Source organism: Achromobacter spanius, assembly GCF_002812705.1.
GTDB classification, from domain to species: Bacteria; Pseudomonadota; Gammaproteobacteria; order Burkholderiales; family Burkholderiaceae_B; genus Achromobacter; species Achromobacter spanius.
Genome location: NZ_CP025030.1, coordinates 2,431,667 through 2,447,123, shown reverse-complemented (window position 1 = coordinate 2,447,123; position 15,457 = coordinate 2,431,667). Strand labels below are relative to the sequence as shown.

Here is a 15,457-nt window from a genome sequence, read left to right as displayed (position 1 = left end):
GACAGCCCCGCTTTAGCCAGCCCGCTTCGCCAGCCGCAGCACAACACCACGACCGTGACACACGGCAACTCAAGGGAAAACGCCATGAAACGCACCACCACGCTGACCGCAGCCGCGGTCCTGGGCCTGGGCCTGAGCTTGGGCCTGACCCTCCCCGCTGCCGCACTAGCCGATGTGAAGATCGGCCTGTTGACCACATTGACCGGCCCCGGCTCGGTGCTGGGGCAAGACCAACTGGACGGCTTCATGCTGGCCGTGGAGCAAGGCGGCGGCAAGCTGGGCGGCGTGCCGGTGCAGGTCATCAAGGAAGACGACCAGTTCAAGCCCGAGGTGGGCGTGCAGGCCGCGCGCAAGCTGGTGCAAAGCGACAAGGTGCCCATCATTACCGGCGTGGTGTATTCCAACGTGATGCTGGCCGTGGTGCGGCCGGTGACCACGGCCGGCGTGTTCCTGGTGGGGTCCAACGCCGGCCCGACCAACCTGGCCGGCAAGGACTGTTCGCCGTATTTCTTTTCCACGTCCTGGAATAACACGCAGCGCCACGAAGGCAGCGGCGAAATGGCCAAGCAGATGGGCTTCAAGAAGGTCTACCTGCTTGCCCCCAACTACCAGGCCGGGAAAGACGCCATGGCCGGCTTCAAGCGCTTCTACAAGGGCGAGATCGCAAACGAAGTGTTCACGCAGGTCAACCAGCCCGACTACTCGGTGGAACTGGCGGCGCTGGCGGATGCGAAACCCGACGCCGCCTACGTGTTCTTTCCTGGCGGCATGGGCGTGAACTTCGTCAAGCAATACCGGCAGGCGGGGCTCTTCGGCAAGATCCCGCTGCTGTCGGTGGACACCATCGACGGCGCCACGCTGCCCGCCTTGCAGCAAGACGCGCTGGGCGCGGTGACCAACGTGCCGTATTCGCCCGACCTGGACAACGCCGCCAACAAGGCGTTTGCCGCCGCGTTCCGGCAGAAGTACGGCCGCGAACCGTCCAGCTACGCCGCGCAATCGTTTGACGCGGCCCAACTGATCGGCTCGGCCTTGAAGAAAACAGGCGGCAAGGTTGACGACAAGGATGTGCTGCGCAAAGCGCTGGAAGCCGCCGACTTTGCATCCGTGCGAGGCGAATTCCGCTACCAGCCCAACCACTTCCCGGTGGCCGGATTCTTCCGCGCGGACGTGCAGGCGGACGCCGACGGCAAGGTGGCCTTTGTGAACAAGGGCCCCATCTTTGCGGACCTGTCCAAGGTGTCCGACCAGTACGCCGCCCAATGCGTGATGAAGTAATGCGGGCGGCCGGGCTGGCCGCTGGCGCAAGGTGATCCCCATGTCCACGACGCTGCTGCTGGTGCAGGCCTTGAACGGCTTGCAGCTAGGCATACTGCTGTTCCTCTTGGCTGCCGGGCTGACGCTGGTGTTCGGCATCATGAACTTCATCAACCTGGCGCACGGGTCGCTGTACATGATGGGCGCGTTCATCGCAGCCACCGTGTTCCGCCACACGGGTTCGTTCCTGCTGGCGGGCGCCGCCGTCATCGCGGGCATGGCGGCATTGGGCCTGCTGCTGGACCGCATTGCGCTGGCGCGCCTATACCCGCGCGACCATCTGGACCAGGTGCTGGCCACCTTTGGCTTCATCCTGTTCTTCAACGAACTGACGCGCATCATCTGGGGCCCCGCGCCGATCAGCATGGGATTGCCGTCGTGGCTGTCGGGCACCATCGACATCCTGGGCGTCACGTATCCGCTGTACCGCTTCCTGATCATCGTGGTGGGCCTGCTGGTGGCGGCCGGTTGCTATGTGCTGATCCACCGCACGCGGCTGGGCATGCTGATCCGGGCGGGGTCCACCGACCGCATGATGGTGGGCGCGCTGGGCGTGAACATCGCGCGGCTGAACACCTTGCTGTTCGTGCTGGGCGCGGTGCTGGCGGGCCTGGCGGGGTTGATGGCCGGCCCCATCCTGTCGGCGCAGACCGGCATGGGCGAACCGATTCTGATCCTGACGCTGGTGGTGATCGTCATCGGCGGTATCGGCTCGGTGCGCGGGGCATTCCTGGCCGCGCTGATGGTGGGGCTGATCGACACGCTGGGCCGCGCGCTGCTGCCCACGCTGCTGCGCGCGGCCTTGCCTCCCGCCGCCGCCAACGCGGCCGGCCCGGCGATTGCGTCCATGCTGATCTACATCGTGATGGCGCTGGTGCTGGCGATGCGGCCGCAGGGCCTGTTTCCCGTCAAGCACGGATAAGGGGAACCTCATGCACATGTCTCCGCGCTTTCTGGTGGCCTCCGCCCTGCTGCTGTTGCTGGCCCTGGTGCCGGTGTACGCGCACTGGCAGGGCGAACCTTTTCTGTTGGCGCTGTTTGGCCGCGTGCTGGTCTACGGCGTGGCCGCGCTGGCGCTGAATCTGCTGCTGGGCTCTGGCGGCATGGTCAGCTTCGGCCATGCGCTGTACCTGGGGCTGGGCGCGTATTCCGTGGGTGTGATGTCGCACTACGGCATTGAAAGCGGCTGGCTGCATCTGGCTGGGGCGCTGGCCGGCTGCGCCGTGGTGGGTCTGGTCAGCGGCTACGTGGTGATGCGCACCTCCGGCATCGCCTTCATCATGATCACGCTAGCGTTTGCACAGATGTTCTATTTCCTGGCGACGGGGCTGGACGGCTTTGGCGGCGACGACGGCATGTCGCTGTTTGCCGGCAGCGACTTCGGCGCGTTCCGGCTGGATACGCCGCTGGCGCTGTACTACACGGCCTTTGGCGTGCTGCTGGCGGTGCTGGGCCTGATGCACCGGCTGATCCATGCGCCCTTCGGCATGGCGTTGCGCGGCTGCCAGGCAAACGAACGCCGCATGCGCGCGCTGGGCTTTCCCACCTTGCGCTACCGGCTTGCGGCCTACGTGATATCGGCCATGATCTGCGGCGTGGCCGGCGTGCTGCTGGCGAACCTGACCATGTATGTGTCGCCGTCCTACCTGGCCTGGACTACGTCGGGCGAACTGATCGTGATGGTGGTGCTGGGCGGCATCGGCACGCTGTTCGGCCCCGTGGCGGGCGCGCTGGCGTTCCTGTTGCTGGAAGAAGGGCTGAAGCTGCTGACCGGGCACTGGATGCTGATCATGGGCCTGCTGATCGTGGGCGTGGTGCTGGTATCGCGGCGTGGGGTGTACGGCAGCCTGCGCGACACGCCCTGGCGTGGCCGCAACGCGGCGCGGCGGCAACCTGCGGAACAAGCGCAAGGGTCGCTGGGAGAAACGCCATGAGCACTCTGCGTGTTGAAAACCTGGTGAAGCGCTACGGCGGCCTGACGGTTACCGATGACTTGTCGTTGAACGTGCACGCGGGCGAACTGCACGCCGTGATCGGGCCGAACGGCGCGGGCAAGACCACGCTGATCGGCCAGCTTAGCGGCGAACTGCGGCCCGACAGCGGGCGCGTGCTGCTGGACGGCCGCGACATTACCCGCATGCCGGTGAACACGCGCGTGCGCCACGGGCTGGCGCGTTCTTACCAGATCACCTCTGTCTTCAAACCCTTTACCGCCCTGGAAAACGTGGTGATGGCGGTGCAGGTGCGGCGCGGCCACAGCTTCCGGTTCTGGCAGCCCGTGCTGTCGACCACCGCCCTGACCGACCCGGCCCGCGAGGCGCTGGCGTTGACCGGCTTGTCGGCCCGCGCCGATACGCCCGCGGGTGAACTCGCGCATGGCGAACTACGGCAATTGGAACTGGCCATGGTGCTGGCTTGCCAGCCGTCGCTGCTGTTGCTGGACGAGCCCATGGCGGGCATGAGCCAGCACGAATCCGAGGCCATGACGCGCCTGCTCTTGCAACTGCGCGGACGCTACACGATCTTGCTGGTGGAGCACGACATGCAGGCCGTGTTTGCGCTGTCTGACCGCATTACGGTGCTGGTGTACGGCAGCGCGCTGGCCTGCGGCACGGCGGACCAGATTCGCAATAATCCGCAGGTGCGCGAATGCTACCTGGGCAGCGAACGCGCCAGCGCGCGCGGCAGGCGGGGGAAGGTCGAAGGCGAAGCCAAACAAGGAGAACCCGCATGAGCGCGCTGCTATCGCTGCGGGGCGTGACCGCGCACTATGGCGCCAGCCAGGCGCTGTTCGGAATCGACCTGGATATCGGGCCAGGTGAATTCGTGACCTTGCTGGGCCGCAACGGCATGGGCAAGTCCACCACCGTCAAGACGGTGATGGGGCTGACCCGCGCCACGCAAGGCAGCATCGTGTTCGATGGCCAGGACATCAGCCGGCTACCGTCGTACAAAGTGGCGCAATGTGGCATCGGGCTGGTGCCGGAAGGCCGGCACATATTTCCCAACCTGTCGGTGCGTGAAAACCTGGTGGCCACCGCGCACAATCGCCAGGGCCTGGCGGAACCGTGGACGCTGGACCGTGTGTACGCGCTGTTTCCGCGCTTGTCCGAACGTGCGCGGCATCTGGGCAGCCATCTATCGGGCGGTGAACAGCAGATGCTGGCGATCGGGCGGGCGCTGCTGACCAACCCGCGCTTGCTGATCCTGGATGAAGCCACCGAAGGCCTGGCGCCGGTGGTGCGTGAAGAAATCTGGGCAGCGCTGGACAGCCTGAAAGCAACCGGCCTGGCCGTGCTGTGCATCGACAAGAACCTGGAACCGCTACTTGCCACGGCCGACCATCACGCCATCGTCGAGAAGGGCCGCGTGGCGTGGACGGGCTCGTCGCAAGCCTTCCTGGACGACGAGCCGCGCCTGTTGCAGTACCTGGGCGTTTAAGCGCGGCGCGCGGGTAGCGCCACACCCAGGCGCTGGCTCCAGGCCTTCATCTCGTTCCACAGGGCGGGCGGCACGGGAATGCCATCGCGCAAGCGCTCGGCCTGGGCCTCGGTTTCGGGGTCGCCCGGCATGCGCGGCGCGCCGGGTGCTTGCGACAGTTCCACCGCCATCGCCGCCACCACGCCCGCCAGCGCCGCGCCGCCCGCAAAGCGTTGCGGATCAATCACGATAAAGAACGCGCCCAATTCCCGTGGCTGATCCAGCGCGTCGTACATGGGTGAGATGTGCGGACCAAAGGGATTGCCGTTCAAGGGGCCGCACAGCAGCTCAATCATCATGGCCAGCCCGTAGCCCTTGTGGCCGTACTCGATGCCGCCCAAGGGCCGTAACGCGCGCACTGCGTCGGCGTCCGTGCAATCACTGCCTTGGGCGTCCAACGCCACGCTGGGTGGCAGGGCCACGCCGTCGCGGCGGGCGTTCATGACGCGGTTCCACGGGATGGAGGTGGTGGCCATGTCCAGGCATAGCGGCTCGCCGTCCGCGCGCGGGAACGCCATCGAAATGGGGTTGGTGCCGAAGAAGGCGTGATGGCCGCCATGGGGCGCGGCAATGGAATCCGAATGCGTGAAGGCCATGCCGATCAAGCCTTGCCGGGCGGCCGCGCGGCTATACAGGCCCACCGCGCCGCAGTGCGAGGAATTGCTGACGCCAACGGCCGCGATGCCGGCTTCACGCGCCAGGTCCATCGCCAGCGCGTTGGCGCGGTGCGCCACCACGATGCCCTGCCCTTGCCCGCCGTGCAATTGCGCCGTGCCCGGGCCCGTGCGGTCAACGCGGATAGCCGGGCGCGCCAGGATGGAGCCATGCGCCACGCGGTTCAGGTAATGCGGCAGCCGCGCCATGCCGTGCGAGTCGATGCCCCATAAGCTGGTTTGCGTCAGGCTGGCCGCCAGGCAGCGCGCATCGTCCTCGTTGAAGTCTTGCGCGCGCAGGCAGGCGGCGCCCCAGCGTTCCCATTCAACGGCGTCCACTCGGCTATCAGCAGGCATGCCATGCGCTCCTTGATTCGTGGTCGGGAACCGGTAAGTGGGAACCCTTAGGTTGCTGCTTCCACGGCGAACATCACACCGTGCTCGCGCAGGTTTTCCAGATGCGTGGTCAACGCGGCGACGAACTCGGGTTTTTTGCCCAGGTCGCCAAACACGGGTTTGAAGCCGGCCAGCACCATGGCGCGGCGCTGCGCCGCTTGCGACGGGGCCGACGCCCGCGCAGCCACCTCGGCGCGCGACAGCAGCTTGGCCAGCCGCGCCGCCAACGGGTCTTCGATGGCGTAGCGCGCCCCCTGTTCGTCTTCGCCGCGCAAATAATGCAGCCACGCCGCCACGGCAAGCGTCAGGCGGTTGATGTCGTCGCCCGCGCGCAGGCGGTCGCGCAGGGTTTCAAGCAGCCGTTGCGGCACTTTCTGCGAGCCGTCCATGGCCACTTGCGCGCTTGGGTGCGGCAAGGCCGGGTTGGCGATACGGGCCAGAAAGCGCTGGCGATATTCCTCCAGCCCACTGCCCGGAATGCCCTTCAAGGTAGGCGCGATTTCCAGCCGCATCATCGCGTCGACAAAATCAAGCAAGGCCGGCGTCTGCACCGACGCGCTGATGGTCCGGTGCCCCAACAAGATGCCCAGGTAGGCAAAGGTGGAGTGCGGCCCATTCACCATGCGCAGCTTCAGCCGTTCGTAGGGCTCGGCGTTGCGCACAAAGGTAGCGCCGCCCTGCGTTTCCCAGGCGGGGCGGCCGGCGGCGAATTTGTCTTCGATCACCCAGTTCAGATAGGGCTCGCCCACCACGGGCCAGGCGTCTTGCACGCCCAGCCGCGTGGCGATGCGTTGGCGGTCGCCGTCGTCGGTGCCGGGCACCATGCGGTCCACCATGGAATTGGGAAAGGTGCAGTGCGCGTCGATCCATGCGGTCAGCGCCACGTCCACGCGCAGGGCAAAGGCCAGCACCAGGCTGCGCAGCATGTCGCCGTTGCCGCGCAGGTTGTCGCAAGACAGCAGCGTGACGGGCGGTAGACCGCGCTCGCGGCGCAGCGCCAACCCGTAGACCAGGATGCCGATGGTGCTGCGCGGGCGCTGCGGGTTTTCCAGGTCGTGAAGAATGTCGGGGTCGTCCCAGCGCAGGTAGCCGGTGGCCGGTTCGTGGCTGTAGCCTTTTTCGGTGACCGTCAGGCTGACGATGCGGGTTTGCGGATACGCGATGCGCTCGAGCACGGCGTTGGGGTCTTCCTCGGCCACCATCACGCGCAGCACGGAGCCCACCACGCGCAGTTGTTCGCGGGCCTGCCCGTCGGTTCCCCCCTCGCGCAGGGCCAGCGTGTACAGGCCGTCTTGCGGCGTCAGCGCGTCGCGCGTGGCGCGGCTGCGCAATGACACGCCCAGGATGCCCCAGCTCAGGTCGCCGCTGGCCTCGATGGCCAGGTCCGTCATCACCGCCTGATGCGCGCGATGAAATGCCCCCAGACCCAAATGCACGATGCCGGGCGTGAGCCGGCTGCGATCATAGGCGGGCTTTTCCACGTCTGCGGGCAGGCGTGGCAACGACTCCGAATTCAAACGTTCGAGCATGGTTGACCCAGGGCGGAAGGCGCCATGCACCCGTCGGATGACCGGCCAGTCGGCGCGCGAATGAGGATATCTGTAGACACGGAAATCTTCGATATCAAGTCAGTGACCAAATGCAACATCACCGCCTTCCCGGCGCTACATCACCGCGCCCAGTTGCCAGGGCACGAACTCGTTCTGGCCATACCCGTGCTCTTCACTGCGCGTGCGGCGTCCCGATGCCGTTTGCAGCATTAGCTGGAAAATGCGTTCGCCCATCTGCGCCACGGTTTGTGCGCCGTCCACTACTTCACCGCAATTGATGTCGATGTCGTCGGACTGGCGCTGCCACAAGGCGGTGTTGGTCGACAGCTTCAAGGACGGCGCGGGCGCGCAGCCGTAGGCGGAACCACGACCCGTGGTGAAGCAGATCAGGTTGGCGCCGCCCGCCACCTGGCCGGTGGCGGAGACGGGGTCGTAGCCCGGCGTGTCCATGAACACCAGCCCGCGCGTGCGCACGGGCTCGGCGTATTCGAACACGTCGGTCAGGTTGGTGGTGCCGCTCTTGGCGATGGCGCCCAGCGACTTTTCCAGAATGGTGGTCAGCCCGCCCGCCTTGTTGCCGGCCGATGGGTTGTTATCCATTTCGGCGTCATTGCGGGCGCAGTAGTCTTCCCACCAGCGCACGCGCGCCAGCAGTTTTTCAGCCACGGCGGGTGTTTGGGCGCGGCGCGTGAGCAAGTGTTCGCCTCCATAGATCTCGGGCGTTTCCGACAGGATCGCGGTGCCGCCATGGCGCACCAGCAGGTCCACCGCCGCGCCCAGCGCCGGGTTGGCGCTGATGCCCGAATAGCCATCGGAACCGCCGCATTGCAGGCCCACCGTCAGATGGCTAGCCGCCACCGGCTGGCGCCGCACCTGGTTGGCCTGGTCCAGCATGCGCTCGACCAATTCAATGCCACGCGCCACGGTTTTGCGCGTGCCGCCGGTGTCCTGGATGTTGAACGTGTGCAAGAGGCCGCTTTCACGCAGGCCTTCTTGTTCCATCAAACCGCCGATCTGGTTGGTTTCGCAACCCAGCCCCACCACCATCAGCCCGCCGAAGTTGGCGTGGCGCGCATAGCCACCCAGCGTGCGGCGCAGCACTTTCAGCGGCTCGCCCTCGCTGCCGGTGGCACAGCCCGCGCCGTGCGTCAGCGCCACCACGCCGTCCACGTTCGGACAGGCGGCCAGCGCGTCGGGATGGATGTCGCGGCGGAAGTGGTCGGCGATGGCGCGTGCCACCGTGGCAGAACAGTTCACGCTGGTCAGGATGCCGATGTAGTTGCGCGTGGCGATGCGGCCATCGGCGCGCACGATGCCCTCGAAGGTGGCGGGTTGCGCCACGTAATCGGTGGCGTGCGCGCCCTGCCCCACGGCGTAGTCGCGCTCGAATTCAGAGAACTCCAGGTTGTGCGTGTGGACATGCTGTCCGGCCGCGATGGCCTGGCGCGCCACGCCGATGATCTGGTTGTAGCGGCGCACCGGCTCGCCCGCCGCAATGGCGCGCACGGCCACCTTGTGGCCGGGCGGCACCAGCCCCTGCACCGTCACGCCTTCGCCTTCCAGCCGCGTGCCGCTGACCAGTTGGCGCCGGGCGATCACCACGTTGTCCGCCGGGTGGATGCGGATGAACGCCATTTCGTTCTGGGACATGAGGACTCCGGAAAATAAGGGGTGCGGGCGGGCGTGCGGACGCGAGCGCGATCAGCCGTCGATCAACGCGGGGTCCCAGGCATGCACGCGCTGGCGCTGTTCGCCCAGGCCCGCGATGCCCAGCTTGATCTCGTCGCCCGCTTTCAAATAAATGGGCGCGGGCTTTTGCCCCATGCCCACGCCGGGCGGCGTGCCGGTGCTGATGAGGTCGCCGGGGTACAGCGTCATGAAGCGGCTGACGTACGCCACCAACTGCGCCACGCCGAACACCATGGTGCGCGTGCTGCCGTTCTGATAGCGCTTGCCGTTCACTTCCAGCCACATCTCCAGGTCTTGCGGATTGGGAATTTCGTCGGCGGTGGCCAGCCACGGGCCGATGGGGCCGAAGGTGTCGCAGCCCTTGCCCTTGTCCCACGTGCCGCCGCGTTCAATCTGGTATTCGCGTTCGGACACGTCGTTCACCACGCAATAGCCGGCCACGTGCTTCATGGCGTCGGCCTCGCTGACGTAGCGCGCCTTTTCACCGATGACCACACCCAGCTCCACTTCCCAATCGGTCTTGATGGAATCTTGCGGCAGCACGACGGGGTCATTGGGGCCGACCACCGCTGAGGTCGGCTTCATGAAGATGACGGGTTCGGCCGGCACGGGCAAGCCCGATTCGGCGGCGTGGTCGGCGTAGTTCAGGCCAATGCAAATGAACTTGCCCATGCCGCTCCACGGCGGCGCCACGCGCCCCGGGTTCGCCACCAGCGGCAGCGTGGACGCATCCAGCGCGCGCAGTTCGGCCAGGCGCGCGGCGCCTAGTGTTTGCGCGGTGATATCGGGCAGCACGGCAGACAGGTCGCGCACCTTGCCCTCGGCGTCGATCAGGCCAGGTTTCTCGGCGCCCTTGGCGCCATAGCGCATCAGTTTCATAACGGTTCCTTGTTGCGAAAAGAGGAAAGCTTCAGTTGGACCAGCCGCCGTCGATCACCTGGGCGGTGCCGGTGGTGAAGGCGGATTCATCGCTGGCAAGATACACCGCCAGCGCGGCGATTTCATCGGTGCGGCCAATGCGGCCCATGGGTTGGCGGGCGGTGAAGGCGGCTTCGACAGCGGCTATCGTCTGCCCGCTGGCCGCGGCCTGCGCTTCGATGCGCTGGCGCAAGGACGGCGATTCCACGGTGCCCGGGCAGATGGCATTGCAGCGGATGCCTTGCGCCACGAAGTCCGCCGCCACCGACTTGGTCAGCCCGATCACGGCGGCTTTCGTCGCGCCATAGGCGCAGCGGTTGGGCGCGCCCTTGATGCTGCCTGCCACTGACGCCATGTTGACGATGGACCCTGCACCGCGCGCCAACATGCCGGGCAGGCAGGCGCGGATCAGCCGATACATGGACCGCACGTTCAGGTTGAAGGAAAAGTCCCACGCCTCTTCGTCGCAGTCCAGGATGGTGCCGGCGTGGACGAAGCCCGCGCCGTTGAACAGCACATTCACCGGCCCGGCACCTGCGACCAGCGCGGCAATGGCGCGCCCGTCGGTCACGTCCAGCACTTGCGTGCGGCAGCCGGACAGCGTCAGCAGCGCGTCGGCATTGATGTCCACGGCCAGCACGTCGGCGCCTTCGCGCGCGAACGCCTCGGCCACGGCGCGGCCGATGCCCTGGCCGGCGGCGGTCACGATGGCGGTCTTGCCTTGCAGTCTTTGCGACATGAGTGCGTGCTCCTTATTTGCCGGCCATGCCCATGGCAGTGGGCAGCCACAGCGTGATCTGCGGGATGTAGGTAATGGCGATCAGCGCCACGAACAGCGGCAGCAGCCACGGCAGGATGGCCATGGTGGTGCGTTCAACCGACAGCCGCGAGACCCTGGCCAACACGAACAGCACCATGCCCATGGGGGGATGCAGCAGGCCGATCATCAGGTTCAAGACCATGATCAGGCCGAAGTGAACCGGGTCGATGCCCAGTTGCAGCACGATGGGCAGCAGGATGGGAACCAGGATCGTGATGGCGGCAATGGTGTCGATGAAGCATCCCACGATCAGGATCAGCACGTTGGCCATCAACAGGAATACCCACTTGTTCTGCGTCACGCTCAGGATGGCGTCGGTCAGCGCCTGCGCGGCCTGCGTCGTGGTCAGCAGCCAGGCAAAGACGGATGCCGCCGTCACGATGAACAGCACGGATGCGGTGGTCTCGATGGTGTCGAACGACGCCTTGGCCAACGTGCGCAACGTCATCGAGCGGTAGCGCACCAGGCCCAGGAACAGCGCCCAGATCACGGCGGCCACGGCGGCCTCGGTGGGGGTGAACCAGCCCAGCGTCATGCCGCCAATCAAGATTACCGGCGCCATCAAGGCCATGACGGCCGAAAAGTTGAAGCGCCAGTCCAATAGCAGCAGCGCCGCGAACGCGATGCCGGTGGCCAGGTTGGGCGATACGCCGGCCAGCGTCATCAACCAGATCGACAGCGGAAACGCCAGCACGATCAGCACTTCCAGCCCCGCGCCACCCAGGCGCTTCCAGTTGAACGCGACGTCGCCGCCCCAGTTGTTGCGGCGCGCGTAGTAGGCCACCGTCAGCATCATCAACAGGGTCAGCACGGCGCCCGGGATCAGGCCCGCCAGGAACAGCGAGCCGATCGACACGTTGGCCATCATGCCGTAGATGACGAAGGGCAAGGACGGCGGAATGATGGGGCCCAGCGTGGCAGACGCGGCGGTGACGCCCACCGCGAACTCGGTCTCGTAGCCATGGTCTTTCATGGCCTTGATTTCAATGGTGCCCAGGCCCGCCGCGTCGGCAATCGCGGTGCCCGACATGCCGGCGAACACCACCGAGCCGATGATGTTCACCTGCCCCAGGCCGCCGCGCATCCAGCCCACCAGCGCCACCGCGAAGTTGTAGATGCGGCCGGTGATGCCGGCGATGTTCATCAGGTTGCCCGCCAGGATGAAAAACGGCACGGCCAGAAGCGGAAACGATTCAATGCCCGCGATCATGCGCTGCGCCACCACCACGTCGGGCACGCTGCCGGAAACCAGAATGAACAGCAGCGACGCGCCCACCATGGACACCGCCACCGGCAGGCCCAGGATCATCAACAGCAGAAACGTTCCAATCAAAATGCCCATGTCTTGCTCCCGGATAGGCAATGCGGGGTCATCAGGAATTGCGGCGCGGTGAACACGTTCAATCCAGCGCGTCGTAGGCCGCGGGGTTTTCCAGGATGGAATAGCCCTGCCGCCAGTTGCGCGCCGACACTTGCAGCGACCGCAGGAACATCATGGCAAAGCCCGCCAGGGCCACCCAGTACACGTAAGACTTGTTCCAGAACAGCGTGGTCATGGGCTCGTCGCCCACCAGCACGATGTAGCGGTACGTGAGCCACACCGCGTAGCCAAAGAAGGCGGTGCGCAAGATATCGATCACGGTGGCCAGCACGCGGCCCACCGGCTTGGGCAGATAGCGGTACAGGAAGTCCACCTGAATATGGCGGCAGGTCCGCACGCACATGGCGGCGCCCAGGAACACCACGCCGATCAGGCAATACACCGCCAGTTCCTCGGTCCAGGCAAAGGAGTCGTTCAGCACGTAGCGGGAGAAAAACTGCAAGAAGACAAGCAGGGACATCACCCAGAATATGCCCAGGCAAATCCAGTCTTCAGGTTGATAGCCGGACAGGTCGACCGTGTGCTGGTCGGCCTCTTCGAAACTGTGGACGATCTCGTCGACGCTGGTCTGGTGTGGGCCGGATGATGAACCGGAAGACGGGCTGGCGTAGCTGGGCGCCGACACCGGACCCGGCCCATGGCTCACGGCCGCCATCGGCGCCGCTTTCGCGTTGGAATGCATGACGTTCCCCTGATCGGATTTCGGTGGGTCGGCGGGCCGCAAGGGCCCGCCGGTTCCGTGGGTGGCTACCATCGGCAGCCGCCCCTGGCGGCTACTTCACCGCCTGGATCTTTTCCCAATCCGACTTCTGGTAGCCGTATTGCTCGAACGGCACCTTCTCCAACACGGTCTTGCGGAAGTCTTCAACGTTGACTTCGGCCACGTTCAGCCCGCGCTTCTTGAACACATCCACCATTTTCTTTTCGCTCGCGGCGACCTCGGCCGAGGCCTTTTCCGCCGCTTGCTGCGCGACCTCGGCAAAGACCTTCTTGTCGGCATCGGACAGGCTCTTCCAGAGCTTGCCCGAGATGACCGTGTTCAGGTGGTCGACGATGTGGCCCGTCAGGATGATGTTCTTCTGCACCTCGTAGAACTTCTTCGCTTCGATGGTGGTCAGCGGGTTCTCTTGCGCTTCAACCGTGCCGTTCTGCAAGGCCAGGTAGACCTCGGCAAACGCAATCGGCGCGGTGTTGGCGCCACAGGCACGCGGCATGGCCAGGTAGGCGGCCACGTCCGGCACCCGGATCTTCAAGCCCTTCATTTCGGCGCACTTGGTGAAGGCGCGGTTGGACGTGGTCTGGCGCGTGCCGTAGTACGTGGTGGCGACGATGTGGTTGCCGCTTTTCTGGTCGTAGCCTTGCGTCAGCTCTTTGTAGACGTCGCTCTTGGTGTAGGCGATCAGGTGCTCGGGGCTGCGGAAGGTGTAGGGGTAGTACGTGACGCCAATGCGCGGAAAGCTCTTGGCGGCGAAGCTGGACCCGGAAATGATCATGTCCACCGTGCCCAGGGTCAGCCCCTGGTTGATGTCGTTTTCCTTGCCCAACTGAGAGGCGGGATAGACATCGATGTGATAGCGGCCGTTGGTGCGTTTTTCGATTTCCTGCGCCGCCCACACCGACGAGGTATGGAAGGGTTCGGAAGTCTCGTACACATGCGCCCATTTCAACTTGGTTTGCGCCAGCGCGCTGCCACTGACGGCCAGCGCGACGGCGGCAAACAGCACTTTGATAGCGTTGCCTTTATTCATGTTGTCTCCTCTCTTTGAGGTAGCGGGCGCGGCGTATGTTGTTTTGGGCCGGCCCGCTTTATGTTTCACATCGGAATTTCACATACAGGTTGCACCTTCGTACTGCGACTACGGATCCCCGGTGGCGTCAGGACGCCGCCGGCTCTTTGCTATCGATGCGCATCGTTTCGGCCGCGCCCGGCCAACTGGCGGTCAAGCGGTCGAACGAGCAGGAAAGATGGTGATGCATGGCGGCGCGCGCGGCGGCCTCGTCGCCCGCGGCAATGGCGGCGATGACGCGGCGGTGCTCGGTGATGGCGGCGGCCCAGCTATCGGGGTTTTCGAAGTAGTCGCCAAGCTTCACGGACAAGGGGTTGTGGCGTTCGTCGAATAGTTCGCCCACCACGCGCACCAGCACGGCGTTGCTGGCCATTTCGGCCACGCGCAAATGGAACAGCCGGTCGCCGCGTATGGGCACGCTGGCCGCGCGGGCTTCGTCTTCCATGGCGCCCACCGCCTCCAGCAACCCATCGACCAGCGCGGGCGCCGGGTTGCGGGCCGCCTGCGCGGCAAGTTCGCCTTCGATCGTCCAGCGCGCGCGGATGGTTTCCAGGGGGCTTTCCGCCATCAGGCTGGCGCGCGGCGCGCCAGACAGGCTTTGCACATACACGCCCGAGCCCATGCGCACTTCCACCCAGCCTTCCACTTCCAGCGCAATCAACGCTTCACGCACCGACGGGCGCGACACGCCCAGCTTCAGGGCCAGGTCGCGTTCCGGGGGCAAGCGCGCGCCCACCGGAAATTCGCCGGCCTCGATCAGCAAGCGCAGCTGGTCGGCGATCTGGCGGTACAAGCGGCGCGGCTCGATGGTCTGGATCGGCATGGTTACGGTGGGGGTTGCGGTGGGGCTGGGGTGCCCGGGCGTTGCAACATCAGAAAGGTAAAGTGGCCTTACCAATTGACCAGAATCCTGCGCCTGCCCGCGATGCGTCACAATTAGGGTTTGCCCATAGCCCAACATCACGCCATGCGGGCAACCGAACTCTGTTAAAAAGCGGCCACCCTTCCGCCTTACTACGCACTCATGACCCACGACCCGCAACACTCGCCCTTCAAAAGCTCCGGCGGCTTGCGCCGCATCCTGAATGCGCTGCGCTATTCGTGGCAAGGCCTGAAAGCGGCCGTCAAATATGAAGCCGCGTTCCGCCAGGAACTGGCGCTGGCCGTGCTGATGATTCCGGCGGCGTTCTTTCTGGGGCGCACCACGGTCGAGGTGTTTTTCCTGGTGGGCACGGTGGTGATGGTGTTGGCGGCCGAGCTGCTGAATTCCGCCATCGAAGCGCTGGCCGACGCCTTGTCGGTAGAGCGCCACCCACTGTTGGGGCGCGCCAAGGACCTGGGCAGCGCGGCTGTGATGCTGCTGCTGATCTTCGCCGGGGTCGTCTGGGTGGGCGTGGCCATCAGCCGATTCGTCATGCATTGACACGGGCGGCATCCCACGGGGGATGCGGCCGTATTTATACTGG

The 15,457-nt window shown here is 65.6% G+C and carries 15 protein-coding genes; 6 read left to right on the top strand and 9 right to left on the bottom strand.

What is annotated here, in order from left to right:
* Positions 1–84: 84 nt before the first annotated feature.
* From CVS48_RS11135 to CVS48_RS11115, 5 genes are read left to right on the top strand one after another with little or no spacing between them, the layout of a single operon-like run.
* The gene (locus CVS48_RS11135; protein WP_100854503.1) at positions 85–1,278 is read left to right on the top strand and encodes an ABC transporter substrate-binding protein; all 1,194 of its coding nucleotides are present in this window, start codon (positions 85–87) and stop codon (positions 1,276–1,278) included.
* A 40-nt stretch (positions 1,279–1,318) separates the two neighbouring features.
* Complete coding sequence (locus CVS48_RS11130) at positions 1,319–2,239, top strand: branched-chain amino acid ABC transporter permease (protein WP_100854502.1); 921 nt, start codon at positions 1,319–1,321, stop codon at positions 2,237–2,239.
* A 10-nt stretch (positions 2,240–2,249) separates the two neighbouring features.
* Positions 2,250–3,251 carry a branched-chain amino acid ABC transporter permease gene (locus CVS48_RS11125; RefSeq protein ID WP_100854501.1) on the top strand — a complete coding sequence of 334 codons (1,002 nt, stop codon included), beginning with the start codon at positions 2,250–2,252 and terminating at the stop codon, positions 3,249–3,251.
* A complete protein-coding gene (locus CVS48_RS11120; RefSeq protein ID WP_100854500.1) occupies positions 3,248–4,051 on the top strand; it encodes an ABC transporter ATP-binding protein in 804 nt (267 codons plus the stop codon). Before CVS48_RS11125 ends, CVS48_RS11120 begins: the two co-directional genes overlap by 4 nt.
* Positions 4,048–4,758 carry an ABC transporter ATP-binding protein gene (locus CVS48_RS11115; RefSeq protein ID WP_100854499.1) on the top strand — a complete coding sequence of 237 codons (711 nt, stop codon included), beginning with the start codon at positions 4,048–4,050 and terminating at the stop codon, positions 4,756–4,758. The genes CVS48_RS11120 and CVS48_RS11115 overlap by 4 nt, the downstream gene beginning before the upstream one ends.
* On the opposite strand, the gene CVS48_RS11110 is transcribed toward CVS48_RS11115, so the two are convergent.
* From CVS48_RS11110 to CVS48_RS11070, 9 genes are all read right to left on the bottom strand, one after another.
* Positions 4,755–5,807, bottom strand: a complete 1,053-nt coding sequence (locus tag CVS48_RS11110) for an Ldh family oxidoreductase (protein WP_100854498.1) — start codon at positions 5,805–5,807, stop codon at positions 4,755–4,757. The two genes, CVS48_RS11115 and CVS48_RS11110, sit on opposite strands and share 4 nt — an antisense overlap.
* A 47-nt stretch (positions 5,808–5,854) precedes the next feature.
* Positions 5,855–7,375 carry a mannitol dehydrogenase family protein gene (locus CVS48_RS11105; RefSeq protein ID WP_100854497.1) on the bottom strand — a complete coding sequence of 507 codons (1,521 nt, stop codon included), beginning with the start codon at positions 7,373–7,375 and terminating at the stop codon, positions 5,855–5,857.
* 135 nt (positions 7,376–7,510) lie between these two features.
* Entirely contained in the window at positions 7,511–9,046 is a 1,536-nt protein-coding gene (locus tag CVS48_RS11100; RefSeq protein ID WP_100854496.1) for a UxaA family hydrolase, read from the bottom strand.
* A gap of 51 nt (positions 9,047–9,097) precedes the next feature.
* Positions 9,098–9,964 (bottom strand): fumarylacetoacetate hydrolase family protein, encoded by an 867-nt coding sequence (locus CVS48_RS11095; RefSeq protein WP_100854495.1) that lies wholly within the window; start codon positions 9,962–9,964, stop codon positions 9,098–9,100.
* Between the two features lie 31 nt (positions 9,965–9,995).
* Positions 9,996–10,742: an SDR family oxidoreductase gene (locus tag CVS48_RS11090; RefSeq protein ID WP_100854494.1), complete on the bottom strand. Its 747-nt coding sequence runs from the start codon at positions 10,740–10,742 to the stop codon at positions 9,996–9,998.
* A gap of 13 nt (positions 10,743–10,755) precedes the next feature.
* Entirely contained in the window at positions 10,756–12,165 is a 1,410-nt protein-coding gene (locus tag CVS48_RS11085) for a TRAP transporter large permease (RefSeq protein WP_100854493.1), read from the bottom strand.
* A 58-nt stretch (positions 12,166–12,223) separates the two neighbouring features.
* Positions 12,224–12,886: a TRAP transporter small permease gene (locus CVS48_RS11080; RefSeq protein WP_100854492.1), complete on the bottom strand. Its 663-nt coding sequence runs from the start codon at positions 12,884–12,886 to the stop codon at positions 12,224–12,226.
* 91 nt (positions 12,887–12,977) lie between these two features.
* Positions 12,978–13,952 (bottom strand): sialic acid TRAP transporter substrate-binding protein SiaP, encoded by a 975-nt coding sequence (locus tag CVS48_RS11075; protein ID WP_100854491.1) that lies wholly within the window; start codon positions 13,950–13,952, stop codon positions 12,978–12,980.
* 127 nt (positions 13,953–14,079) lie between these two features.
* Positions 14,080–14,814: a FadR/GntR family transcriptional regulator gene (locus tag CVS48_RS11070; protein WP_100854490.1), complete on the bottom strand. Its 735-nt coding sequence runs from the start codon at positions 14,812–14,814 to the stop codon at positions 14,080–14,082.
* Between the two features lie 201 nt (positions 14,815–15,015).
* On the opposite strand from CVS48_RS11070, the gene CVS48_RS11065 reads away from it, so the two are divergent.
* Complete coding sequence (locus CVS48_RS11065; RefSeq protein WP_100854489.1) at positions 15,016–15,414, top strand: diacylglycerol kinase; 399 nt, start codon at positions 15,016–15,018, stop codon at positions 15,412–15,414.
* Positions 15,415–15,457: the final 43 nt, after the last annotated feature.